The sequence below is a fragment of the Pseudomonas piscis genome, assembly GCF_009380155.1.
In the GTDB taxonomy this organism is placed as follows: Bacteria; Pseudomonadota; Gammaproteobacteria; order Pseudomonadales; family Pseudomonadaceae; genus Aquipseudomonas; species Aquipseudomonas piscis.
The window spans coordinates 1,521,111-1,540,083 of sequence record NZ_WHUV01000001.1 but is presented as its reverse complement, the minus strand read 5'-3'; the positions used below and the strand labels follow the sequence as shown (position 1 = coordinate 1,540,083).

The following is an 18,973-nucleotide window of genomic DNA, read 5'->3' as shown; positions in this document are numbered from 1 at the left end:
TGAATTTGCCCTGTTTACAATCCAGTCATAATTACCGCTTGACCCGACCGAGAAGCCTTATGCCCCGGCGCTTATTCAAACGTTACATGCCAGATCCCACCAGCATCCGGGAACACAAGTCCTTACGCTTTCTCGGCACCTTGCTGCATGACGCCAACCTCTGGCACCTCAACCGGCACTCCGTGGCCCGCGCCATGGCCGTGGGCCTGTTCGCCGCCTTCATCCCGATCCCGATGCAGATGTTGCTGGCCGCGGTGCTGGCCATCTGGTTGCGGGGCAACATGCCCATCAGCGTCAGCCTGGTATGGCTGACCAATCCCATCACCATGCCCCCGGTGTTCTTCTGCACCTATCAGCTAGGCGCCTGGCTAATGAACGTGCCGCCGCGCACCCTGCCCGACAGCCTCACCTGGGAATGGATCAGCAGCCAGCTGGCCACCCTCTGGCAACCCTTCCTGCTCGGTTCGGTGGTGGCTGGCCTGGCCCTGGGCGCCCTGGCCTACTGCCTGACCATGTTCTACTGGCGCTGGTGGGTCGGCCGCCAATGGCAACGCCGCAAGCTGCAGCGGCGCTAGAAACGACAACGGCCTCCCGAGGGAGGCCGTTGTCGTTGATGGGGCAGTTGCCTACTGGCGCATGCCGCGCCCGCTGACCAGCAACCTGGCACAGCCTATGTAGAGCACCGCGGTGGCCACCAGCATGAACGTGATCGCCGTGCCGATACTGATATCCGAAACCCCGAGGATGCCGTAGCGGAACGAGTTGACCATGTGCAACACCGGGTTGGCCAGGGACACGGTCTGCCAGAACGGCGGCAGCAGGTTGATCGAGTAGAACACTCCGCCCAGGTAGGTCAGCGGCGTCAGCACGAAGGTCGGGATGATCGAGATATCGTCGAAGTTGCGCGCGAATACCGCGTTGATGAAGCCCAGCAACGAGAAGATCGTGGCCGTCAGCACCACCACCAGCACAGTGACACCCAGGTGGTGCACCTGCAGCTTGGTGAAGAACAGCGACAGCAAGGTCACGATGATCCCCACCATCAGCCCGCGCAACACGCCGCCCAGGGTATAGCCGATGAGGATGGTGTGGGGCGAGACCGGCGACACCATCAATTCCTCGATGGAGCGCTGGAACTTGCTGCCGAAGAAGCTCGACACCACGTTGCCGTAGGAGTTGGTGATCACCGACATCATGATCAGCCCCGGCACGATGTACTCCATGTAGGTGAAGCCACCCATGTCGCCGATCTGCCGGCCGATCAGGTTACCGAAGATGACGAAGTACAGGACCATGGTGATGGCCGGCGGCAGCAGGGTCTGCGGCCAGATCCGGGTGAAGCGCCGGACCTCGCGGTAGACGATGGTGTTGAGCGCTACCAGGTTGGGCTTGAACTCCGAACTCATACCGCCACCTTCGACAGGTTTTTCTCCACCAGGGACACGAACAGCTCCTCAAGTCGGTTGGTCTTGTTACGCAGGCTCAGCACCTCGATGTTCTGCAGCGCCAGCTGGCTGAACAGGGCCGTGATGCCCACGGCCTTGTCCACCTGGACCTCCAGGGTATGGCTATCCACCAGGCGGGTCGGATAGCCGGCCAGTTGCGGAACCACGTGCAAGTCATGCTTGAGGTCGAGCAGGAAGGTTTCCACATGCAGCTGGCTGAGCAACTGGCGCATGCTGGTGTTCTCGACGATGGTGCCGTGGTCGATGATGCCGATGTTGCGGCACAGCTGCTCGGCCTCTTCCAGGTAATGGGTGGTGAGGATGATGGTGATGCCCTTCTGGTTGAGCTCGGTGAGGAAGCTCCACATCGAACGGCGCAGCTCGATGTCGACCCCGGCGGTCGGCTCGTCGAGGATCAGCAGGCGCGGCTCGTGGACCAGGGCCCGGGCGATCATCAACCGGCGCTTCATGCCGCCGGACAGCGAGCGCGAAGGTACATCGCGCTTGTCCCACAGGCCGAGCTGGGTCAGGTACTGCTCGGCCCGCTCCTTGGCGATCTTCGCCGGGATGCCGTAGTAGCCGGCCTGGGTCACGACGATGTCGAAGGTCTTCTCGAACTGGTTGAAGTTGAACTCCTGGGGCACCACGCCAATGCTGCGCTTGAGCGCGGCCGGCTGGCGGTCCAGGTCATGGCCGAAGACATTCACCGTGCCGCTGGTCTTGTTCACCAGGGTCGAGAGGATGCCGATGGTGGTGGATTTACCGGCCCCGTTGGGACCGAGCAAGGCAAAGAAATCACCCTCGGCGACGTCCAGATCGATACCACTCAGGGCCTGGAAACCGTTGCCGTAGGTTTTGGTTAGCTGCCGGATGGACAGAGCGGAACTCATATCGGATTCATGCACCAAGAAGGGGAAGTTTTATAGGTAAGGGCAGGCCGGGTCGATTGCAACATTGCCGGACGCCCGCCATGTTGCGGGCCGGCGCCCTGCAAGTACAGTCATGCGTATCGATAGTGGGTATTAAGTCAAAGCGGTCATCACCGCTCGACGGTAGGCCGGCCGTGCCGCCAGCCGCTGGTACCAGGCCTGCAGGTGGGGTAGCGCCGGGCGCTCGATGGGCATCTCGAACCAGGCGTAGATGAAGCTGCCCAGGGGAATATCGCCCATGCCGATCTCCTGGCCGGACAAGTAAGGCTGGTTCGCCAGGGCCTGGTCGACCCGCTCCAGCAACTGGGCACAGGTGTTCCTGGCGGCGTCGATTCGCACCCAGTCCTGCTCGGCCGAAGGGGTGCGCAGCACCCCCCAGAACAGGGGACGGAATACATCAGCGAAGGTCGAGGTGGTCCAGTCCATCCACTTCTCGGCGCTGGCCCGGGCCTGCACGTCGGTCGGATACCAGGGCGTGCCGGCGGCATGCCGGGCCAGCAGGTAGCGCACGATGGTGTTGGACTCCCAGAGCACGAAGCCTTCGTCCTCGATCATCGGGATCCGCCCGTTGGGGTTCAGCGCCCGGTACTCCGGGGTGTCCACCACGCCGAAGGCGCCGCCGGCATCCAGGGACTCATAGGCCAGCCCCAGCTCTTCGGCGCACCACAGCGCCTTCCTGACATTCGATGAATTCTTGCGTCCCCAGATCTTCAGCATGACCATCCCTCGGTAATGAATGCCGGGGCAGTCTACGCCTGATCAGTCGCGACTCAAATCGCTGTGCATATCACCAAGTCCCGTGAATTGCGGCTGGCCGATCAGATGCGGATAGCATTTTTTCAGGTGGTCGAAAAAGAAGTGCTCCGGGACATCGGCGAACTGCCCATGGTCCACCAGGTACTCCATCGCCTGCTCGCCCTGGCGGTTGAAGGGCTGGAACACGCTGTCCTGCACACCGTCGAAATCCAGCGGTGCCACATCGAACAGCTCGCACAGGTCCTGGTTGAACGCCGGCGTGGCCTTGACCCAGCGCCCATCCAGGTACAACTCGGTGTAGCCGTGCATGGCGAACACGTCGCTGCGCAACAACTCCAGCAGGTGCGGGGGCGACAAGTGATTACGCACATCGGCCAGGCCGATGCGTGCCGCAATCCCGCAGTGCCGGGCACAACCGGCCAGCAAGGTGGCCTTGGGCACGCAATAGCTTTCCCCCGTGGCCAGGGCATGGCTGCCGCGCAGGGTTCCGGGATCGAGGCTGAAGGTATAGGGGTTGTAGCGCACGGCCTCGCGCACCGCGTAGTAGAGGCTCATCGCCTGCTGCCGGGGATCACGATCGACACCGCGATGAGATTCGGCGAACTCCACCACCGCAGGGTGGTCACTATCGATGAAGCGGCTGGGACGCAGGTACTCGTGCATGGGCATAACCTCCAGGTGAACCCTGAGTCTATAGAGGCATCCAGCACAGAGATAACGACGTTTCGGCCAAAGATCATGGCCTGCTTCACCCAGCCGGACGGAATGTGCAGCCGACGTTCACCGGCCAGGGCCAGCCTGCCCCGCACCGCCCCGGGCACCCGCTTGGCCGCACGCCGGCTAAGCTCTGAAGGTGCTTTGGGTCCCTGGCCTCATGGAGGATTGAATATGCTGTTGTTGTGGATACTGGTTCTGTTGGCAGGCATCGCCTACCTGGCACACCGCCGCACCGCTCCGTTGCCCGCCCTGGGCGCAGTCGCCATCTACCTGCTGGCCATGGGCATCTTCAGCCACGCTCCCGGCTGGTTGCTACTGGTGTGCTGGGTGCTCTTGGCGGCGGTGGCCGCGCCCCTGTTGCTACCCGACCTGCGGCGCAAGCATTTCAGCGCCCCGCTGTTCAACTGGTTCCAGAAAGTCCTGCCGCCGATGTCGCAAACCGAGCGCGACGCCATCGACGCCGGCACCGTATGGTGGGATGGCGAGCTGTTCAGCGGGCGTCCTGACTGGAACACCCTGCTGGCCTACCCCAAGGTCCAGCTCACCGAGGAAGAACAAGCCTTCATCGATGGTCCCACCGAAGAGCTCTGCGCCATGGTCAGCGACTGGCAGATCGGCCAGCAGATGGACCTGCCTGCGGAGGCCTGGGCACATATCAAGGAGCATGGTTTCTTCGCCCTGATCATTCCCAAGGAGTACGGCGGCAAGGGCTTCTCGGCCTACGCCCACTCCCAGGTGGCAATGAAGCTGGCGACCCGTAGCGGCGACCTGGCCTCCACGGTCATGGTCCCCAACTCCCTGGGCCCGGCCGAACTGCTGCTGCACTACGGCACCGACGAACAGCGCAACCACTACCTGCCGCGCCTGGCCCGGGGCGACGACATTCCCTGCTTCGCCCTGACCGGCCCCCTGGCCGGCTCCGACGCCGGCGCCATGCCGGACACCGGGATCATCTGCAAGGGCCAGTGGCAAGGACAGGAAACCCTCGGCCTGCGCCTGAACTGGGAAAAGCGCTACATCACCCTGGGGCCGGTCGCCACCCTGCTGGGCCTGGCCTTCAAGGCCCATGACCCGGACCACCTGCTGGGCGACGAAGAGGACCTGGGCATCAGCCTGGCCTTGATCCCCACCGACACCCCCGGGGTGGAAATCGGCCGCCGCCATCTGCCCCTGGGCGCCGCCTTCATGAATGGCCCCAACTCCGGCAAAGACGTGTTCATCCCCCTGGACTTCCTCATCGGCGGCCAGGAGATGCTCGGCAAGGGCTGGATGATGCTGATGAACTGCCTGTCGGTGGGACGCTCCATCTCGCTACCGGCAGTGGGCACCGGCGCCGCCAAGTTCACCAGCCTGGTCACCGGCCAGTACGCTCAGGTACGTGAGCAGTTCAACGTGCCGCTGGCGGCCTTCGAAGGCATCCAGGAAGCCCTGGCGCGCATCGGCGGCAATGCCTGGCTGATGGACAGCGCGCGCATGCTCACCGCCAATGCCGTGGACCTGGGGGAAAAACCCTCGGTGCTGTCGGCGATCCTCAAGTACCACCTCACCGAGCGCGGCCGCGAATGCATCGGCCACGCCATGGACGTGCACGGCGGCAAGGGCATCATCATGGGGCCCAACAACTACCTGGGCCGCAACTGGCAGGGCGCGCCGATCTTCATCACCGTGGAAGGCGCCAACATCCTGTCGCGCAACCTGATGATCTTCGGCCAGGGAGCGATCCGCTGCCATCCCTTCGTGCTCAAGGAAATGGCCCTGGCCGGGCGCGAGGACCATGACCAGGCCCTGAAGGAGTTCGATGCCCTGCTGCTCAAGCACATCGGCTTCGCCGTGAGTAACGCCGCCAGCACCCTGGTGCTGAACCTGGGCCTGGGCCGCTTTGAAAAAGCCCCGGGGGACAGCCTCAGCCAGGGCTACTTCCGCGCCTTGAACCGCCAGGCCGCGGCCTTCGCCCTGCTCGCCGACCTGTCGATGATGCTCCTGGGTGGCGAACTCAAGCGCCGCGAGCGCCTGTCCGCACGCCTGGGCGATGTGCTGAGCCACCTGTACCTGGGTTCGGCGGCGCTCAAGCGCTACCACGACCTGGACTCGCCGGAGTACCTGCAACCGCTGCTGGCCTGGGCCATGGAAGAAAGCCTTGGCCACTCGGAACGAGCCCTGGACGAACTGCTGCGCAACTTCCCCAGCCGCACCTTCGGCTGCCTGCTGCGGGTCCTGGTGTTTCCCTTCGGCCGGCGCCATACCGGCCCTTCGGACCAACTGGACGCCGAAGTGGCGGCGATCGTCGGCCGGGCCAAGGGCGACCCTGCCCTGGAAGCGGTGCTGGCCGGCTGCTACCGCCCACAAGCGGCGGACGATCCGGTAGGTGCCCTGCAGCATGCCAGCGAACTGCTCAGCGCCGCGCACCCGCAGTACAAGCGCCTGCACGAGGCGTTGAAAAGCGGCCAGTTCAAGCCTGCTGCCGGCGAGTCGATCATCGACGCCGCGCTGGAGGCCGGTGTCCTGCAGGCAGCCGAGGCGCAAAGCCTGCACGCGGCCGAAGCAGCGCGGCGCAAAGTCATCGATGTGGATGACTTCGCCAAGGAAGAGTTGACCTTGAGCGAAGGCAAGATCCGCTAGCAGGCCGTTGAAAGAGGTAAGCGAGACAGCCAGCGCAAGGCAAAACAGGCGAAAAAGCGCAGTTTACGAGTGGTAAATGAGCATTTTGACCGGGCTTTAACGCAGCGATGGCAACGCAGGTAGTTTTTCGATGGCCTGCCAGGCGACCGCCCTTGGGCTGGTCGATTATGAAACCGGGCGCGGGAGCTATATACTCCCGCGCCCGTTTTGCTCTTGAGGACCCTGTCATGTCCAACGCCGTCGCCGATCATCTCGTCCTGCTGGACCACCTGCGCAGCATCCTGGTGGCCGTGGGAGAAGCCGAACAGGTTCCCGAAGAAAGCCACGCGCTGTTCCTGGAGCGCTTCGATGAACTGCGCGCCTCGCTGCCAATCGATCCGATCGAAAGCCAGTACCTGGGCCAGGACCTGCTGTGCCAGATCATGCAACGCTACCCACAGATCGCCCACCTGGTGCCGCGCGACCTGCTGTGGTACTTCGCCGGCGACTGCCTGCACTACATGCCCGACGAGGAAATCGACCTGTTCCAGGCCCTCGAGGAACGGCGCTACGAGGCCGAGCAGAACGACGAGCCCTTCGACTGGAACCAGGAAAAACAGCTGCTGGCGCTCTCCGACCAGGACAGCAAGCACTGATCGATACGCCTGGCGTCACCAAGGCCCGCACGGTTGCACCGGCGGGCCTTTTTCATGGGCGCCGTTTGCCGGCGACTAGGGCGCCCTGCCCGGCCGGCCCAAGGTCGGCTCCTTGGCCAGGCACTCCACCAGGTAATCGATGAACACCCGCAACTTGGGCGGCAGGTAGCGGGTCGGCGAGTGCAGCAGCCAGGCGCCGCCATGGTAGGAGGCCAGGAAGGTCCACTCCGGCAGCACCTGCACGATCAAACCCTGCTCCAGGGCATGGCGCGCGGTGAAGTACGGCAGGCTGCCGATCCCCAGGTGCTGCAGCACCGCATCCAGGCGTACGCCGGTGTGGTTGGCGGCATAGCGCCCACGCACCGCCACGGTGACCGCCTTGCTGCCCTGGGTGAACTTCCAGCGCGCGTCGCTGGGCGTCTCGCCCAAGTAGATGCAACTGTGCTGGCGCAGGTCCTGGGGATGGACCGGCGTACCGTGCTCCGCCAGGTACTGCGGCGTGGCACACAGCAAATGGTCGATGCGCAACAACTGGCGGCCGATCAACCCTGGCGGCGGCCGGTCGGTGATGCGGATCGCCAGGTCGACATGATCGTCGATCAGGTCGACGTCCCGATCTTCGTGCAGCAACTCCACATCCACCTTCGGGTAACGCCGCAGGAACTCGGGCATGTGCGGGTGCACCACAAAACGCCCCACCGCCTTGGGCACGCTGACCCGCACCACGCCCTGGGCCTCGTGGGTGAACTGGCCGCTGATCTCCATCACCGAACGCGCCGCGCTGACCATCTCGCAACAGCGCTTGAACACTTCCTCGCCACCATCGCTCAAGCGCAGCTTGCGAGTGGTGCGTTGCAGCAAGCGGGTGGCCAGGGCCTTCTCCAGGCGCGAAACGCTGCGACTCACCGCCGAAGGCGAAGAGCCCAGCTGGCGCGCGGCCTCGGAGAAGCTGCCGGTCTCCACCACGCGGACGAAAATGGCCATTTCGGCCAGCAAAGGCAGGGGTAGATTTATGCTCATGACGCAATAGTCCATTGAGTTTCGAACGGATTATCACGCAATCGAGGCCGCCACATAATAAAAAAACACTCACTTGCAAGGTCTCGACCATGACGCTGCGCCTGTATTTCCAAGACGATGAATTGAATGTCCCGGTGCAAGTCCTGGACTGCACCAGGGTGGACGACTCGTTCATCGCCATCCTCGACGCCACGCCCTTCCACCCCCAGGGCGGCGGCCAACCCAGCGACACCGGCTGGATTGGCGAGGCCCGGGTATTGCGGGTGCTGCAGGAGGGTGAACAGATCCTGCACCACCTGTCCCAGCCCCTGGAGCCTGGTTCTTTCATCACCCGGGTGGACCCGGACCAACGCCTGTTCAACAGCCGTATGCACTCGGCCGGACACCTGATCGGCCACTTCGGCCAGAGCCAGGGCTGGATACCGGTCAAGGCCCACCACTGGCCGGGCGAAGGCCGGGTGTCGTTCAAGCCGGGGCCGGCAGCCCAGGCCATCGATGCCGACCTGGTGCACAGCGCCATCGAGCAATGGATAAGCGCGGACTTGCAACGCCGCATCGAGCTGCAGGACGGCATGCGCCAGGTCGGCTTCGGCCCGTTGCCCACCTTCGGTTGCGGTGGTACCCACGTGTCTCGGCTGCGAGAACTGGGCCAGGTACGAATTGAATCGGTAACGGAAAAAAAGGGCGTGCTCTCGGTCAGCTACGACCTGGCCTGAACCCGCCCTCGCTCGCCCACCTGCTTTGCGGAGTCTCCATGTTGTCCACCTATCTGGGTGAATTCGCCACCCTGGCGCTGGTTCACTTTCTCGCCGTGCTCGCTCCCGGGCCGGACTTCGCCGTCACCATCCGCCAGAGCGTGCGCTTCGGCCGGCTGGTCGGCACCTGCACCGCCCTGGGGATCGGCGCCGGCATCTCGGTCCACGTGCTCTATACCTTGCTGGGGGTCGGCGCCCTGATGCACGCCACGCCCTGGCTGCTGGGCGGCGCCAAGCTGCTGGGCGCCGCCTACATCCTGTACCTGGGCATCAGCCTGCTGCGCAGCAAGGCTAAGTCCGCCCTACCCGGCGACTCGCCCGACCAGGAGCCGCAACCGACGGCGGCCCGGGCCTTCGTCACCGGTTTCCTGACCAACGCCACCAATCCCAAGGCGACCCTGTTCTTCCTGGCGATCTTCACCACCCTGGTCAGCGCCACCACGCCCTTGGCTATCCAGGCGCTGTATGGCGCCTGGATGTGCCTGGTGAACGGAGTGTGGTTCGTCATCGTCGCGCTGTTCTTTTCCAGCGCCCGGGTGCGCTCGTTGTTCATGCGCCTGGGACACTGGTTCGAACGCGGCATGGGCCTGGTCCTGCTGCTGTTCGCCGGGCGCTTGCTGCTCTCGCTCTGAGCCGCCCGGACCGCCGTGCTAGCTGACGGCCGCCAATGCCCGGCGGCCGACGCAACGCTCAAGGCAAGCGCGCAATGCATCGGCATCCAGCTGTCTGGAACCGATCACCACCAAATGGCTGCCCGGCGCGTCTTGCTCCGGCCAGGCCCCGGCGGGCTGGATATCCAGGCGCGAGCCCACCAGGTGCAGGATGAAGCGCTGCCCGGGATAGTCCTCCAGCTGGACAAAACCCTTGGCGCGATAGACATGCTCCGGAAACTCCCCCAGGACCTTGCGCAGCTCTTGCAGGGACAAGGGCGCCGCACTCTGCCAGCTGAAGCTGCTGAACAACTGGTCGTGCCGGCGGGAGGCCGGCTGGCCGTCATGGCGGGCAAGCGGCACCAGGCGATGGGGGCGGATATCGAAAATGAACGGCAGGGGGATATCGGCAAACACCGCCTCATGGACCTTGGCCCGGGGAAACAGCCACTGGTGCTTGAGTGCCTGCAGGCGCTCGGGGCTCACCAGGTCGACCTTGTTGATCACCACGATGTCGGCGGCAGCCAGTTGTTCCTGGGCCAGGGGTCTGACTTCCTGCGGCAGTTCGCCCTGGCGTTCGGCATCGAGCAGTACCACCACGGTGTCCAGGGCCAGCCGCTGGCGAAACTGCGGGTACTTCAAGGTGTGCACCACCCGCCCGGGATCGGAGACGCCACTGGTTTCGATCAGGATATGCTCGGGCCGCCCCTCGACCATGCTGCACAACTTCTCGAGTTGCTCGATGAGATCGCTTTCCACCGTGCAGCAAATACAGCCATTGGCCAGGCTGGTGATGTTTTGCGTGGCACTTACGATCAAACCGGCATCGATGTTTATCTCACCGAAATCATTGACCATGACGGCGATCTTCAATCCATGGTCGCCATTGAGGATACGGTTCAACAAAGTGGTTTTTCCGGAGCCGAGAAAGCCGGAGATGACACTCACATGAATGGTTGGAAGTATCGATGACATTGTTTTCTCACCCTTGAAAGTTCAGAGCGCTCAGCGCGCGAATGACTGGCACACCCGCAACCAGCTACATCTTGTCGTAGAACCGCGGCAGGTCCTTGCGCCAGCGCGCCTGCCAGGACGTGCCGCCGAAACGATCGTGCCGATCCCAGACCACGCTGCCCTCCAGGACGGTGAGCTCGACCTGGGTGTTGTGGATATTGCCCCGGGGCTCGAGCTCGAACAGGTTGCGGTCGAGCACGATCAGGTCCGCCGACTTGCCCACCTCGATGCTTCCGCAACGATGCTCAAGCTCCATGCACCAGGCGCCATTGATGGTCATCACGCGGATCGCCTGCTCCAGGGAAATGGGGCTGCCGTAGTAACGCTCGTCGCTCTGATCCCAGGGGTTCTGGCGGGTGATCATGGTCTCGAAGCCGATCCACGGGTTGATGTTGGATACCGGCCAGTCGGTGCCCATCACCGCCACCCCGCCGGCCTCGAGCACGCCCTTGAAGTTGAACAGGCGCTGGGAGCGCTCCTCGCCATTGGCCTGGGCCCGGGCCATGGAGAACGGATAGGGATACCAGGCTACCGGGGAGAAGTCGGCGGTGACCTGCAGCTCCTTGAAACGCGGCAGGTTCTCGTTCAGCAGTACCGATGAATGCGCACAGTGATGGCGTACGCCGTCGGGCCCATTGCGCCGCCGGGCCTCGGCCACCGCGTCGAGGAAAATATCCGACGCCGCATCGCCGGTGCAGTGGGCGATCACGCGGATGCCCTGGCGGTCCAGGTCCACCACCAGGTCGGTGATGTGCTCCGGGGTCAGGTTCAGGCTGCCGCGCCACTGCCCGGCGCCGCTGTAGGGCGTGGCGAAATACGAGGACTGGGTCTCGTGGGTGCCGTCGAAGTGGAACTTCACCGCGCCGGCATTCAAGCGGGCACTGCGATAGAAGTGCCGCTCGCCGGCGAGCAACTCCCAACGCCGCCTGACCGGGAAGATATCGTCTTGCCAACTGATCGCCGCCTCGACCCGCAGCGTCAGGTCCCCGGCATCGTCCAGGGTCTTGAGGGCATTGAGGCGATGCTCGCAGACGTGCACGTACTTGGTTCCGACCACCCCGCGACCGGTCTGGTACTGCACGCCTTCGCCATAGGCACGGACCAGGGCGTGCATCGGGGTGGGCGGCATCGCCGCATGGATCATGGCGTAGCCACCGTCCACCAGGATGCCGCTGGGCTCGCCGGTCACCGAGTCGCGGACGATGTAGCCGTTGGCCGGGTCCTTGGTCTGCGCATCGATGCCGGCCAGCTCCAGGGCCTTGGAGTTGACCATGATCGAACCCCAGGAGCGGTCGAGGATCGCCACCGGGCGATCGGCGATGATCCGGTCCAGCCAGGCACGGCCAGGCTCGATCCCGGCCTTGCGAAACTCGAAGTGGACGAAGTATTGCCCGTAGATCCAGCCGTCGCCCGGATGCTCGCTGGCGTACCTGAGGATGCTGGCCTCGATGTCTTGCGGCGTGGGGCTGTCCAGGCCGACCTCCAGGTAGCCCGAGTAGCCTGGCGCCAGGGCCAGGTCGGGGTGGGTATGCATGTCATAGATACCCGGCATGGCGAACGCACCTTCCAGGTCCACCACCCGGGTGTGTTCATCGACATGCGCCTGGATCTGGGCATTGCTGCCTACCGCGACGAAGACCCCGTCCTTTATCGCCACCGCCTCGGCCCAGGGTTGTCGTTCATCAACGGTGTAGATGCTGCCGTTGATGAATACCGTGTCGGATTTTGCGGTGCCATGCCCGGTGTGGCTCGACTTGAAGTTGTTGTTCTTGTTGCTGTTCATGTGAACACCTTCGCCAGGGATATCTAGCGAACAAGATCCATCAACCCCAACGTGCCCTCAATATCATCTCCCGGCATTCGAATATCATTAGGCGGCAACCGGCAAGTTGATCACCGAGCGACTTGTTCCAGGCCGAAACGACACTCCTGGGCGGTCATGCCGAACCATTTCTTGAACGCTCGGTAGAAGTTCGGCGGATAGTCATAACCCAGGGTGTAACTAACTTCCTGCAAGGGAATACGAGTCTTCTCCAGGTACTCCCTGGCCAGCCCCATGCGCACCTCGAGGACCACCGTGCGGTAATTGACTCCGGCCCTGGCCAGGTGCCGGTAGAAAGTCACCGGGGTCATCCTGAACCGTTCGGCCATGGCCTCGAGGCTGGGAAACTCGCGCTGGGGATTCATCAACAAGCGACGCCGCACCTCATCGATCAGATCGCTCTTGTTGCCATCGAGCTGGGCCATGACCAGCAGGCATTGTTCATGACACAGGCGCGACGTAGAGGGGTTGGCCGCCGGAAACGGCAATTCGTACCAGGCTTCGGGAAACGACAATCGGGTGCAGGGCCGGGAAAACTCGATCCGCCCAGGAAAGATCTCGCCATAGAGCGCCTTGTAGGCCGGCGCCGGGTAATCCAGTTCAAGGCGCAGCTCCCGACTCCCGCTGACTGCAGGCAGGCGCTGGCAGATCCAGTGCCAGGTGGAGGCCATCCATTCCTCCTGCAAGCCCCGGATATTGCTCGGGTGCAGGGGCGAATCGAGGATCACCTCGACCCGCCCGTCGCACACCTGCCTGGTGCCGTTCAACGGATGGGGCAGCAACGGCGTGCTGCCGAAGGTCAGATCCCAGGACTTGCGCAGGTTTTCCGCACTCAGGCAGGCATACCCCAAGAGGCCGATATCGGTGATGTCGTAGAGCGCTCCCAGGCGCAGGTAGAAGCCCTGCTCGGCCATGGTTTCGGGGATTTGCTCGAGCAACTGGTAGTACTGCCGGAAACTCAGGCCGTGTTCGTCGCCGGCCAGCACGGCCTTGGCGTCGACACCCACCTGGTGCAGCGCCGCCGACAAGTCGAACGGCGGGGCAAAGTCCCGCAGGCAGCGACGCAGATGCCGCAGGAAGTTGGCGGCGATACGATTGGTTTCCTGCGTGGCGATCAAGCGCACCATGTTCCTGCTCTCCTCCCGGCAACCTGTGCTCACAGCAGGCTAGCCCCATAAGCGTCATTCAATAAGGCCAGTGGTAAGGCGCATGCACCCGTGGCGCCAGCTCCAGCGAGTGGACATGCTCGGCGATGTCCCCCAGCGAAGCGAACCAGATGCGCTCGTCGTCCAACAGGCGCTCGATCATCTGCTCCATGGCGTGGATGCGCGACGCACGTCCGCTGACGAAGGGATGGTTGACCAGGTTGAACAGGCCGCCATAACGCACCTGGGCCTCGATCTCCGTCCACCACAGCTCGTGTACCTTGCCCGGAGTCTCGATGGGGCGGCCATCGTCGAAACCGGGAATCCAGTTGTATTGCTCCCAATCGTCGCTGGACCAGTGGAACGGCAATTCCACCAGGGTCCGCCCGCTGCCATCGCCGACATCCAGCAGGTACGGAGCGTCGCTGTCCATCAGCGAGCTGTCGTAGTGAAAACCGCGATCGGCCAGCAATGGCGGCGTGAGGAAGGACATTTCACCCAAGGGTGCGCGAAAGGCCCGGGGACGCATCCCGGCGACCCGCTCCAGGGCCTCCAGGCCGCGATCGAGTACATCCGCTTCCTGTTGCGCGCTCATGTCCCGCAAAGGCTCATGCAGGTAGCCGTGGTGGCCGATCTCGTGCCCGCCATCGACGATGGCGCGCACCATATCGGGATAACGCTCGGCGGTATAGCCGGGGATGAAGAAAGTGCTGCGCAAGCCATAACGCCGCAGGACATCGAGAATCCGCGGCACCCCGACCTCGGGCCCGAACATCTGGTGGGTCATCATCGCCAGGCGATACCGGGCCACGGGATCGTTGCTCAGGATCGCGGCTTCGGCGTCGACGTCGAAGCTCCAGGCCACGGCGGCCTGCTTGCCATGGGGCCAGGGAAAGCGCGGCAGATCGGGAAGTGATCCGGACATATGAGGGTCCTCAAGAAAATATCGATGGAGACAGGGTGTCGGGGCCGGTACTCCGGCGGCCGTTCACCACTGCACGAATTCGGGCCGGGACAACCGCCAGGACAGGCGGTCCAGGCAGGCCAGTTGCTCCTGGTCCAGGCGGATGGCAGGCGACCAGGAGGCCTCGGCCAGTTGCTCGAGCCGGTCCGGACCGATGAGGGTCGAGGTGACGCCCGGCTGCGCCTGGGTCCAGGCCAGGGCCACGGCGGCCATCGGGACCTGCAGGTCCCGGGCGATCTGCTGCAGGGCTTCGAGCAGTTGCCAACCCTCCTCCACGCAGTACTGCGCCAGGAAGCGCGCCCGCGATCCGCAAGGTGCCTGGCGCAGCGGCACCGCTCCGGCCAGAAAACCGCTGGCCAGGCTGGAGTAGGTGACGATGCCCAGCCCATGGTCCAGGGCGATGCGTTGCAGTGCCGGCTCGTACTCGCCACGGTTGAGCAGGTTGAAACGTGGCTGCTCCACCTGGATCGCCGGATACCCGCTGCCGCGCCGGGCCAGGTCCAGCAGCGGTGTGAGCAAGTCGCCGAACGTCTCGAAACCGCAGAAGTTGGATGTGCCAGCCACCCCGACCTTGCCCTGGCGAATCAAGTCGCCGAAGGCCTCCAGCCACTCCTCGGGATGGGCCTGGGGATCGGGCCAATGGGCATACAACACATCGATGCACTCGGTACGCAGGCGCCGCAGGCTGTCCTCCACCGCACGCATGATGTGGGCCCGGGTCAACCCTTCGCCGTCGGCCCCCTCCCACATGCGCGCCCGCACCTTGGTGGTCAGCACCAGGTCATCGCGCCCGCCCCGGGTTTGCAACCAGCGGCCGATGATGTCTTCGCTCATGCCGACATGGGCCCGGTTGGCAGCGAACTGCTCGGTGCTCTGGTCACCGCCATACATGTTGGCGGTATCGATCAGGTTGCCGCCCGCTGCGCGGTAGGCGTCGAGGATGCGCATCGATTGCACGTCACTGGCGGTCCAGCCGAACTGCATCGTGCCCAGGGCCACCGGCGATACCCGCAGCCCCGTGCGCCCCAGCACCCGCCGTGCCCCCAGGGCCGTGGCCACCGTCGTGCCACATGCTTGTGGAGCCATGGCGTCAATACCCCGCGATGATCTGGCCGCCGTTGATGGCGATGGTCTGGCCGGTCAGGTAGGCGGCTTCGGCGGATGCCAGGAAACACACCAGCCGGGTGATTTCCCAGGCATCGCCCCAGCGTCCCAGGGGGATGCTCTTGCAATCCTCGGCGATCGCCTCGGGGCCGTAGTCGGCGGCCATCCGCGTGGCTACGCTCCCCGGGGCCACGGTATTGACCAGGATGCCCTTGGGCCCCAGTTCCACTGCTAGGTTGCGCGCCAAGCCCAGCAACGCGCCCTTGGCTGCGCAGTAGGCATGGCCGAAGCCCGGACCGCGCTGGGCCCACATCGAGGAGATGATGACGATCCGTGGGTGGCGGCTCTGTTCCAACCAGGGCAGCGCCGCCCGGCACAGGTTCCGGGCCCCACCCACATGTACCGCCATGGTCCGGTCCCAGTCGGCATCGTCGGTGTCGAGCAGGCCCTGCTGGGCGTGCACGGTGCCAGCGTTGGAGACCAGGGCGTCGATCCCGCCGAACAGTTGTGCGGTACGGGCCACCGCCGCCTCCACCGCTGGGCGATCGCTCATGTCGACCTTCAGCGCCAGCAACGGTCCGAGGCCGGCGAGTTGCGCCCTAGCCTGCTCCAGCGCGGTTTCATCGATATCGAAAATCGCCACCCGGGCACCACGCCGCAGTAACTCGGCCGCATGTTCCGCGCCCATGCCCTGGGCACCTCCGGTGACGATGACGCAACTATCTGCGAAAACAGCGGGACCTGAAGCCATGGTCGGGATACTCCTGGACAGACGAAGGAAGGAAAGTCAGTGCAAGTGGATTTCACGGGGCGCCGCCCCCGCCGCCTCCCGGGTGCCCAGCCCGGGGCCCGAAGGCCCGAAGACATAGGCCGGCTCGGGATAGAGCAGCAGCGACAGATAGAACAGCAGGCCGCCGCAGACGAAAGCCACGACGAAGCTCAGATCCAGGCCTCCAGCCAGGTGGGCCCAGGGCCCGGTATACAGCGGCGGTGCCGCGCAGAAGGCCAGGCCCAGTAGCGCGGCGGCCAGCCAGGCACCCGTGGCCCGCCAATTGATGCCGCGGACATACCAGTAGCGCCCGCCGGTCTGTGCCCGGGTGAAGACCTGCAGGTCATCGCAGTAGTAGTGACCACGCCGCTGGGCATAGCCGATGGTCATGATCAGGATCCAGGGCGCGGTGATCACTAGCAGCAAGACCAGGAAGGCATTGACCACGCTGACCGCACTCCAGGCGAACACCCCCAGGTAGACCAGCGCCACGGCGACCATCGCGATTCCCAGCGTGGCTTGCTGGCGATTCAGGCGCGGGATCAACGACGAGGTGTCCAGCCCGGTGCCGTAGAGGCCGACCGTCGCCTGGGCGATGCCGGCGACCAGGCCCAGCAGCAGCAGGCCGGCGACATACCAGGAGGGTGAATGGGAGATCAGCGCCGGGATGAAGTTGGCCGCCTCGCCGGCGAAGCTGATGCAGACGAAGACACCCCAGAGCATGGGCCCGCCCATGCCCAGGACGCCGCCGAAAAAGGTGCAGGCCATGATGCTCGGGCAGGAGTGGCGCTGGGGATCGATATAGCGCGTCCAGTCACCGACGAAGACGCCATAGGACAGCACCACCGAGGCATTGATCAGCATGCTGCTGATCCAGGTCCGCCAGAAATCGCCCAGGGCATATTCCCCGCCGGCGTAACCGGCATCGAAACCCTCGCCGAATGCCAGCAAGCCGAGCAACAGCACCGCGCTCATCAACGGCATCATCAGGCGCTCCTGGATACGCACCAACAGATGAAAACCGCGTACCGCCACCACTATCACCACGATCGCGATGAGGGCGTAGCAGGCGGCCTGGTGCAATGGCCCGGGAGTGATCCCCATCATTCTGCCGAAACCCGCCGCCAGTGCATCGCCGCTGGTCCAGATGGTGATGGCGATGAAACCCAGGGCCGAGAACAAGGCCAGGCAGGTGCCGATGAAACGTCCGGCGACACCAAAATGCGCGCCACTGGACACCGCGTTGTTGGTGCCGGTGCGCGGGCCGAACAGGCTCATGGGCGCCAGCAGCAGGGAACCGATCAGGCAGCCGCAAAGGATGGAAGCGACCGAAGCCCACCAACTCAGGCCGAACAGGATGGGAAAGGATCCGAAGATGATGACGCTGTAGGTCAGGTTACTGCCGTACAAAACCGTGAACACATGCCAAGGGCGGTAGTTTCTTTCACCGACCGGGACAGTGTCGACACCACGACTTTCGACGGTGGTGGCAGAAGGCGATCCGGGGGTCATCGACGCATACCTTTATTCTTATAGGTAGGGGCAAGTTGCTTTCGATGGAGAAACTAGGTCCCGGCGCCATTGGATTCAATATCATATTCAATCAATCAAATATCATTTTCAGACATAACCGCAGGCCGCTGGAGCCCCCCGGACAAGGGCACGCGATAAACCAACGTAGTGAAGAGGCTTTTATGAAACGCAAACAAAAACGCCGCTCGAATGAGCGGCGTTTTTGTGAGTTTGGAGCGGGAAACGAGGCTAGCATTAAGTCCATAAACATATGATTTATAAATGGACTTTATCTATTCCTGCTGTAAGGAAGAACTGTATTACGAACAAACTCTTGCCTCACAACAAGTCTTTTTCACGGCCTGTCCTGATACCTAAGTGTGATGCTCCAATAGGTTGTTTCCTCAGCCACGCGTGACGCCCAGATAGCAACGCACGATGCGGTGGTTGCCGAGCGAGATCGGGTACTGCACATCAAACAGACGCACATCGACCCGTTCATGCAGGAGCTGTCGCTGTACAAGCGCTGGCGCTATGGCAAGCGTAGCGAGCGGTTGACCCCCGCGCAGGCAAGCCCTTTGGAAGACCGACATGGCGGCTATCGAAGAGGAAGCCAACGCGCTGCACGAGGCGTTATCCGCCAAGCCTGCGCCGCATGAGGCTGCCGGTCGAACTGCCACGCACCGACATCCATCACGAACCGGAGTCCACGACGTGCCGCTGCGGCTTGAAGCGCATCGGCGAGGACGTCAGCGGGAAGCTGGACTACCTGCCGGGCGTCTTTACGGTCGAGCGCCACATCCGCGGAAAATGGGTGTGTGAGCGCTGCGAGACGCTCACGTAGGCGCCCAGTGCCCGCGTAGGTCATCGACAAGGGTATCCCGACGGCGGTACTGCTGGCGCAGGTGCTGGTGGCCAAGTTCGCCGACCACCTGCCGATATACCGCTAGGAAGGCACCTTTACGCGCTCCGGCCTGGCGCCGACGCGCTCGACGCTGGGCGAGTGAGTCGGCGTGTGCGGGCAGCGGTTGCAACCGCTGGTTGCCGAAGCGCTGGGCAAATCCGTGCTACATGCCGACGAGACGCCAGTGCAGATGCTCAAGCCGGGCGCGGGCCA

General features: G+C 63.9%; 17 protein-coding genes and 1 pseudogene. 6 read left to right on the top strand and 12 right to left on the bottom strand.

The window, feature by feature from the left end; all coding sequences use genetic code 11:
- Positions 1-59: 59 nt before the first annotated feature.
- Positions 60-575, top strand: coding sequence for a DUF2062 domain-containing protein (locus tag GDH07_RS07350; protein WP_152897038.1), 516 nt, complete (start codon positions 60-62; stop codon positions 573-575).
- A gap of 51 nt (positions 576-626) precedes the next feature.
- Here the strand turns inward: GDH07_RS07350 and GDH07_RS07345 are convergent, their stop codons facing one another.
- The 4 genes from GDH07_RS07345 to GDH07_RS07330 form a co-directional block, all read right to left on the bottom strand.
- Positions 627-1,406, bottom strand: coding sequence for an ABC transporter permease (locus GDH07_RS07345; protein ID WP_022643152.1), 780 nt, complete (start codon positions 1,404-1,406; stop codon positions 627-629).
- A complete protein-coding gene (locus tag GDH07_RS07340; protein ID WP_022643151.1) occupies positions 1,403-2,335 on the bottom strand; it encodes an ABC transporter ATP-binding protein in 933 nt (310 codons plus the stop codon). Before GDH07_RS07340 ends, GDH07_RS07345 begins: the two co-directional genes overlap by 4 nt.
- 132 nt (positions 2,336-2,467) lie before the next feature.
- Positions 2,468-3,091 carry a glutathione S-transferase family protein gene (locus GDH07_RS07335; protein ID WP_152897037.1) on the bottom strand — a complete coding sequence of 208 codons (624 nt, stop codon included), beginning with the start codon at positions 3,089-3,091 and terminating at the stop codon, positions 2,468-2,470.
- 42 nt (positions 3,092-3,133) lie between these two features.
- Positions 3,134-3,793: a transglutaminase-like domain-containing protein gene (locus GDH07_RS07330; RefSeq protein WP_053135772.1), complete on the bottom strand. Its 660-nt coding sequence runs from the start codon at positions 3,791-3,793 to the stop codon at positions 3,134-3,136.
- Between the two features lie 225 nt (positions 3,794-4,018).
- Between GDH07_RS07330 and GDH07_RS07325 the strand changes: the two genes are divergently transcribed.
- Both GDH07_RS07325 and GDH07_RS07320 read left to right on the top strand, forming a co-directional pair.
- Entirely contained in the window at positions 4,019-6,466 is a 2,448-nt protein-coding gene (locus GDH07_RS07325) for an acyl-CoA dehydrogenase (RefSeq protein ID WP_152897036.1), read from the top strand.
- A 227-nt stretch (positions 6,467-6,693) separates the two neighbouring features.
- Positions 6,694-7,101 (top strand): PA2817 family protein, encoded by a 408-nt coding sequence (locus GDH07_RS07320; protein ID WP_053135767.1) that lies wholly within the window; start codon positions 6,694-6,696, stop codon positions 7,099-7,101.
- 75 nt (positions 7,102-7,176) lie between these two features.
- Here the strand turns inward: GDH07_RS07320 and GDH07_RS07315 are convergent, their stop codons facing one another.
- Positions 7,177-8,121 carry a LysR family transcriptional regulator gene (locus tag GDH07_RS07315; protein WP_031321230.1) on the bottom strand — a complete coding sequence of 315 codons (945 nt, stop codon included), beginning with the start codon at positions 8,119-8,121 and terminating at the stop codon, positions 7,177-7,179.
- 89 nt (positions 8,122-8,210) lie between these two features.
- On the opposite strand from GDH07_RS07315, the gene GDH07_RS07310 reads away from it, so the two are divergent.
- Entirely contained in the window at positions 8,211-8,837 is a 627-nt protein-coding gene (locus GDH07_RS07310; protein ID WP_152897035.1) for an alanyl-tRNA editing protein, read from the top strand.
- A 38-nt stretch (positions 8,838-8,875) separates the two neighbouring features.
- Positions 8,876-9,508 (top strand): LysE family translocator, encoded by a 633-nt coding sequence (locus tag GDH07_RS07305; RefSeq protein ID WP_053135761.1) that lies wholly within the window; start codon positions 8,876-8,878, stop codon positions 9,506-9,508.
- 18 nt (positions 9,509-9,526) lie between these two features.
- On the opposite strand, the gene GDH07_RS07300 is transcribed toward GDH07_RS07305, so the two are convergent.
- From GDH07_RS07300 to GDH07_RS07270, 7 genes are all read right to left on the bottom strand, one after another.
- Entirely contained in the window at positions 9,527-10,501 is a 975-nt protein-coding gene (locus GDH07_RS07300) for a CobW family GTP-binding protein (RefSeq protein ID WP_152897034.1), read from the bottom strand.
- Positions 10,502-10,565: 64 nt separating this feature from the next.
- The gene (locus GDH07_RS07295; RefSeq protein ID WP_152897033.1) at positions 10,566-12,323 is read right to left on the bottom strand and encodes an amidohydrolase; all 1,758 of its coding nucleotides are present in this window, start codon (positions 12,321-12,323) and stop codon (positions 10,566-10,568) included.
- Between the two features lie 110 nt (positions 12,324-12,433).
- Positions 12,434-13,489 (bottom strand): AraC family transcriptional regulator, encoded by a 1,056-nt coding sequence (locus tag GDH07_RS07290; protein WP_152897032.1) that lies wholly within the window; start codon positions 13,487-13,489, stop codon positions 12,434-12,436.
- 58 nt (positions 13,490-13,547) lie between these two features.
- On the bottom strand, positions 13,548-14,432 hold the full coding sequence (locus tag GDH07_RS07285) for a polysaccharide deacetylase family protein (RefSeq protein ID WP_152897031.1): 885 nt from the start codon (positions 14,430-14,432) through the stop codon (positions 13,548-13,550).
- Positions 14,433-14,495: 63 nt separating this feature from the next.
- Positions 14,496-15,557 carry an aldo/keto reductase gene (locus tag GDH07_RS07280; RefSeq protein ID WP_152897030.1) on the bottom strand — a complete coding sequence of 354 codons (1,062 nt, stop codon included), beginning with the start codon at positions 15,555-15,557 and terminating at the stop codon, positions 14,496-14,498.
- 4 nt (positions 15,558-15,561) lie between these two features.
- Positions 15,562-16,326, bottom strand: coding sequence for an SDR family NAD(P)-dependent oxidoreductase (locus tag GDH07_RS07275; RefSeq protein WP_152897029.1), 765 nt, complete (start codon positions 16,324-16,326; stop codon positions 15,562-15,564).
- A 36-nt stretch (positions 16,327-16,362) separates the two neighbouring features.
- Complete coding sequence (locus GDH07_RS07270) at positions 16,363-17,856, bottom strand: purine-cytosine permease family protein (protein ID WP_152897028.1); 1,494 nt, start codon at positions 17,854-17,856, stop codon at positions 16,363-16,365.
- Positions 17,857-18,299: 443 nt separating this feature from the next.
- Between GDH07_RS07270 and GDH07_RS32425 the strand changes: the two are divergent.
- A pseudogene (locus GDH07_RS32425) lies at positions 18,300-18,965 on the top strand (IS66 family transposase); the annotation flags it as partial.
- Positions 18,966-18,973 lie beyond the last annotated feature (8 nt).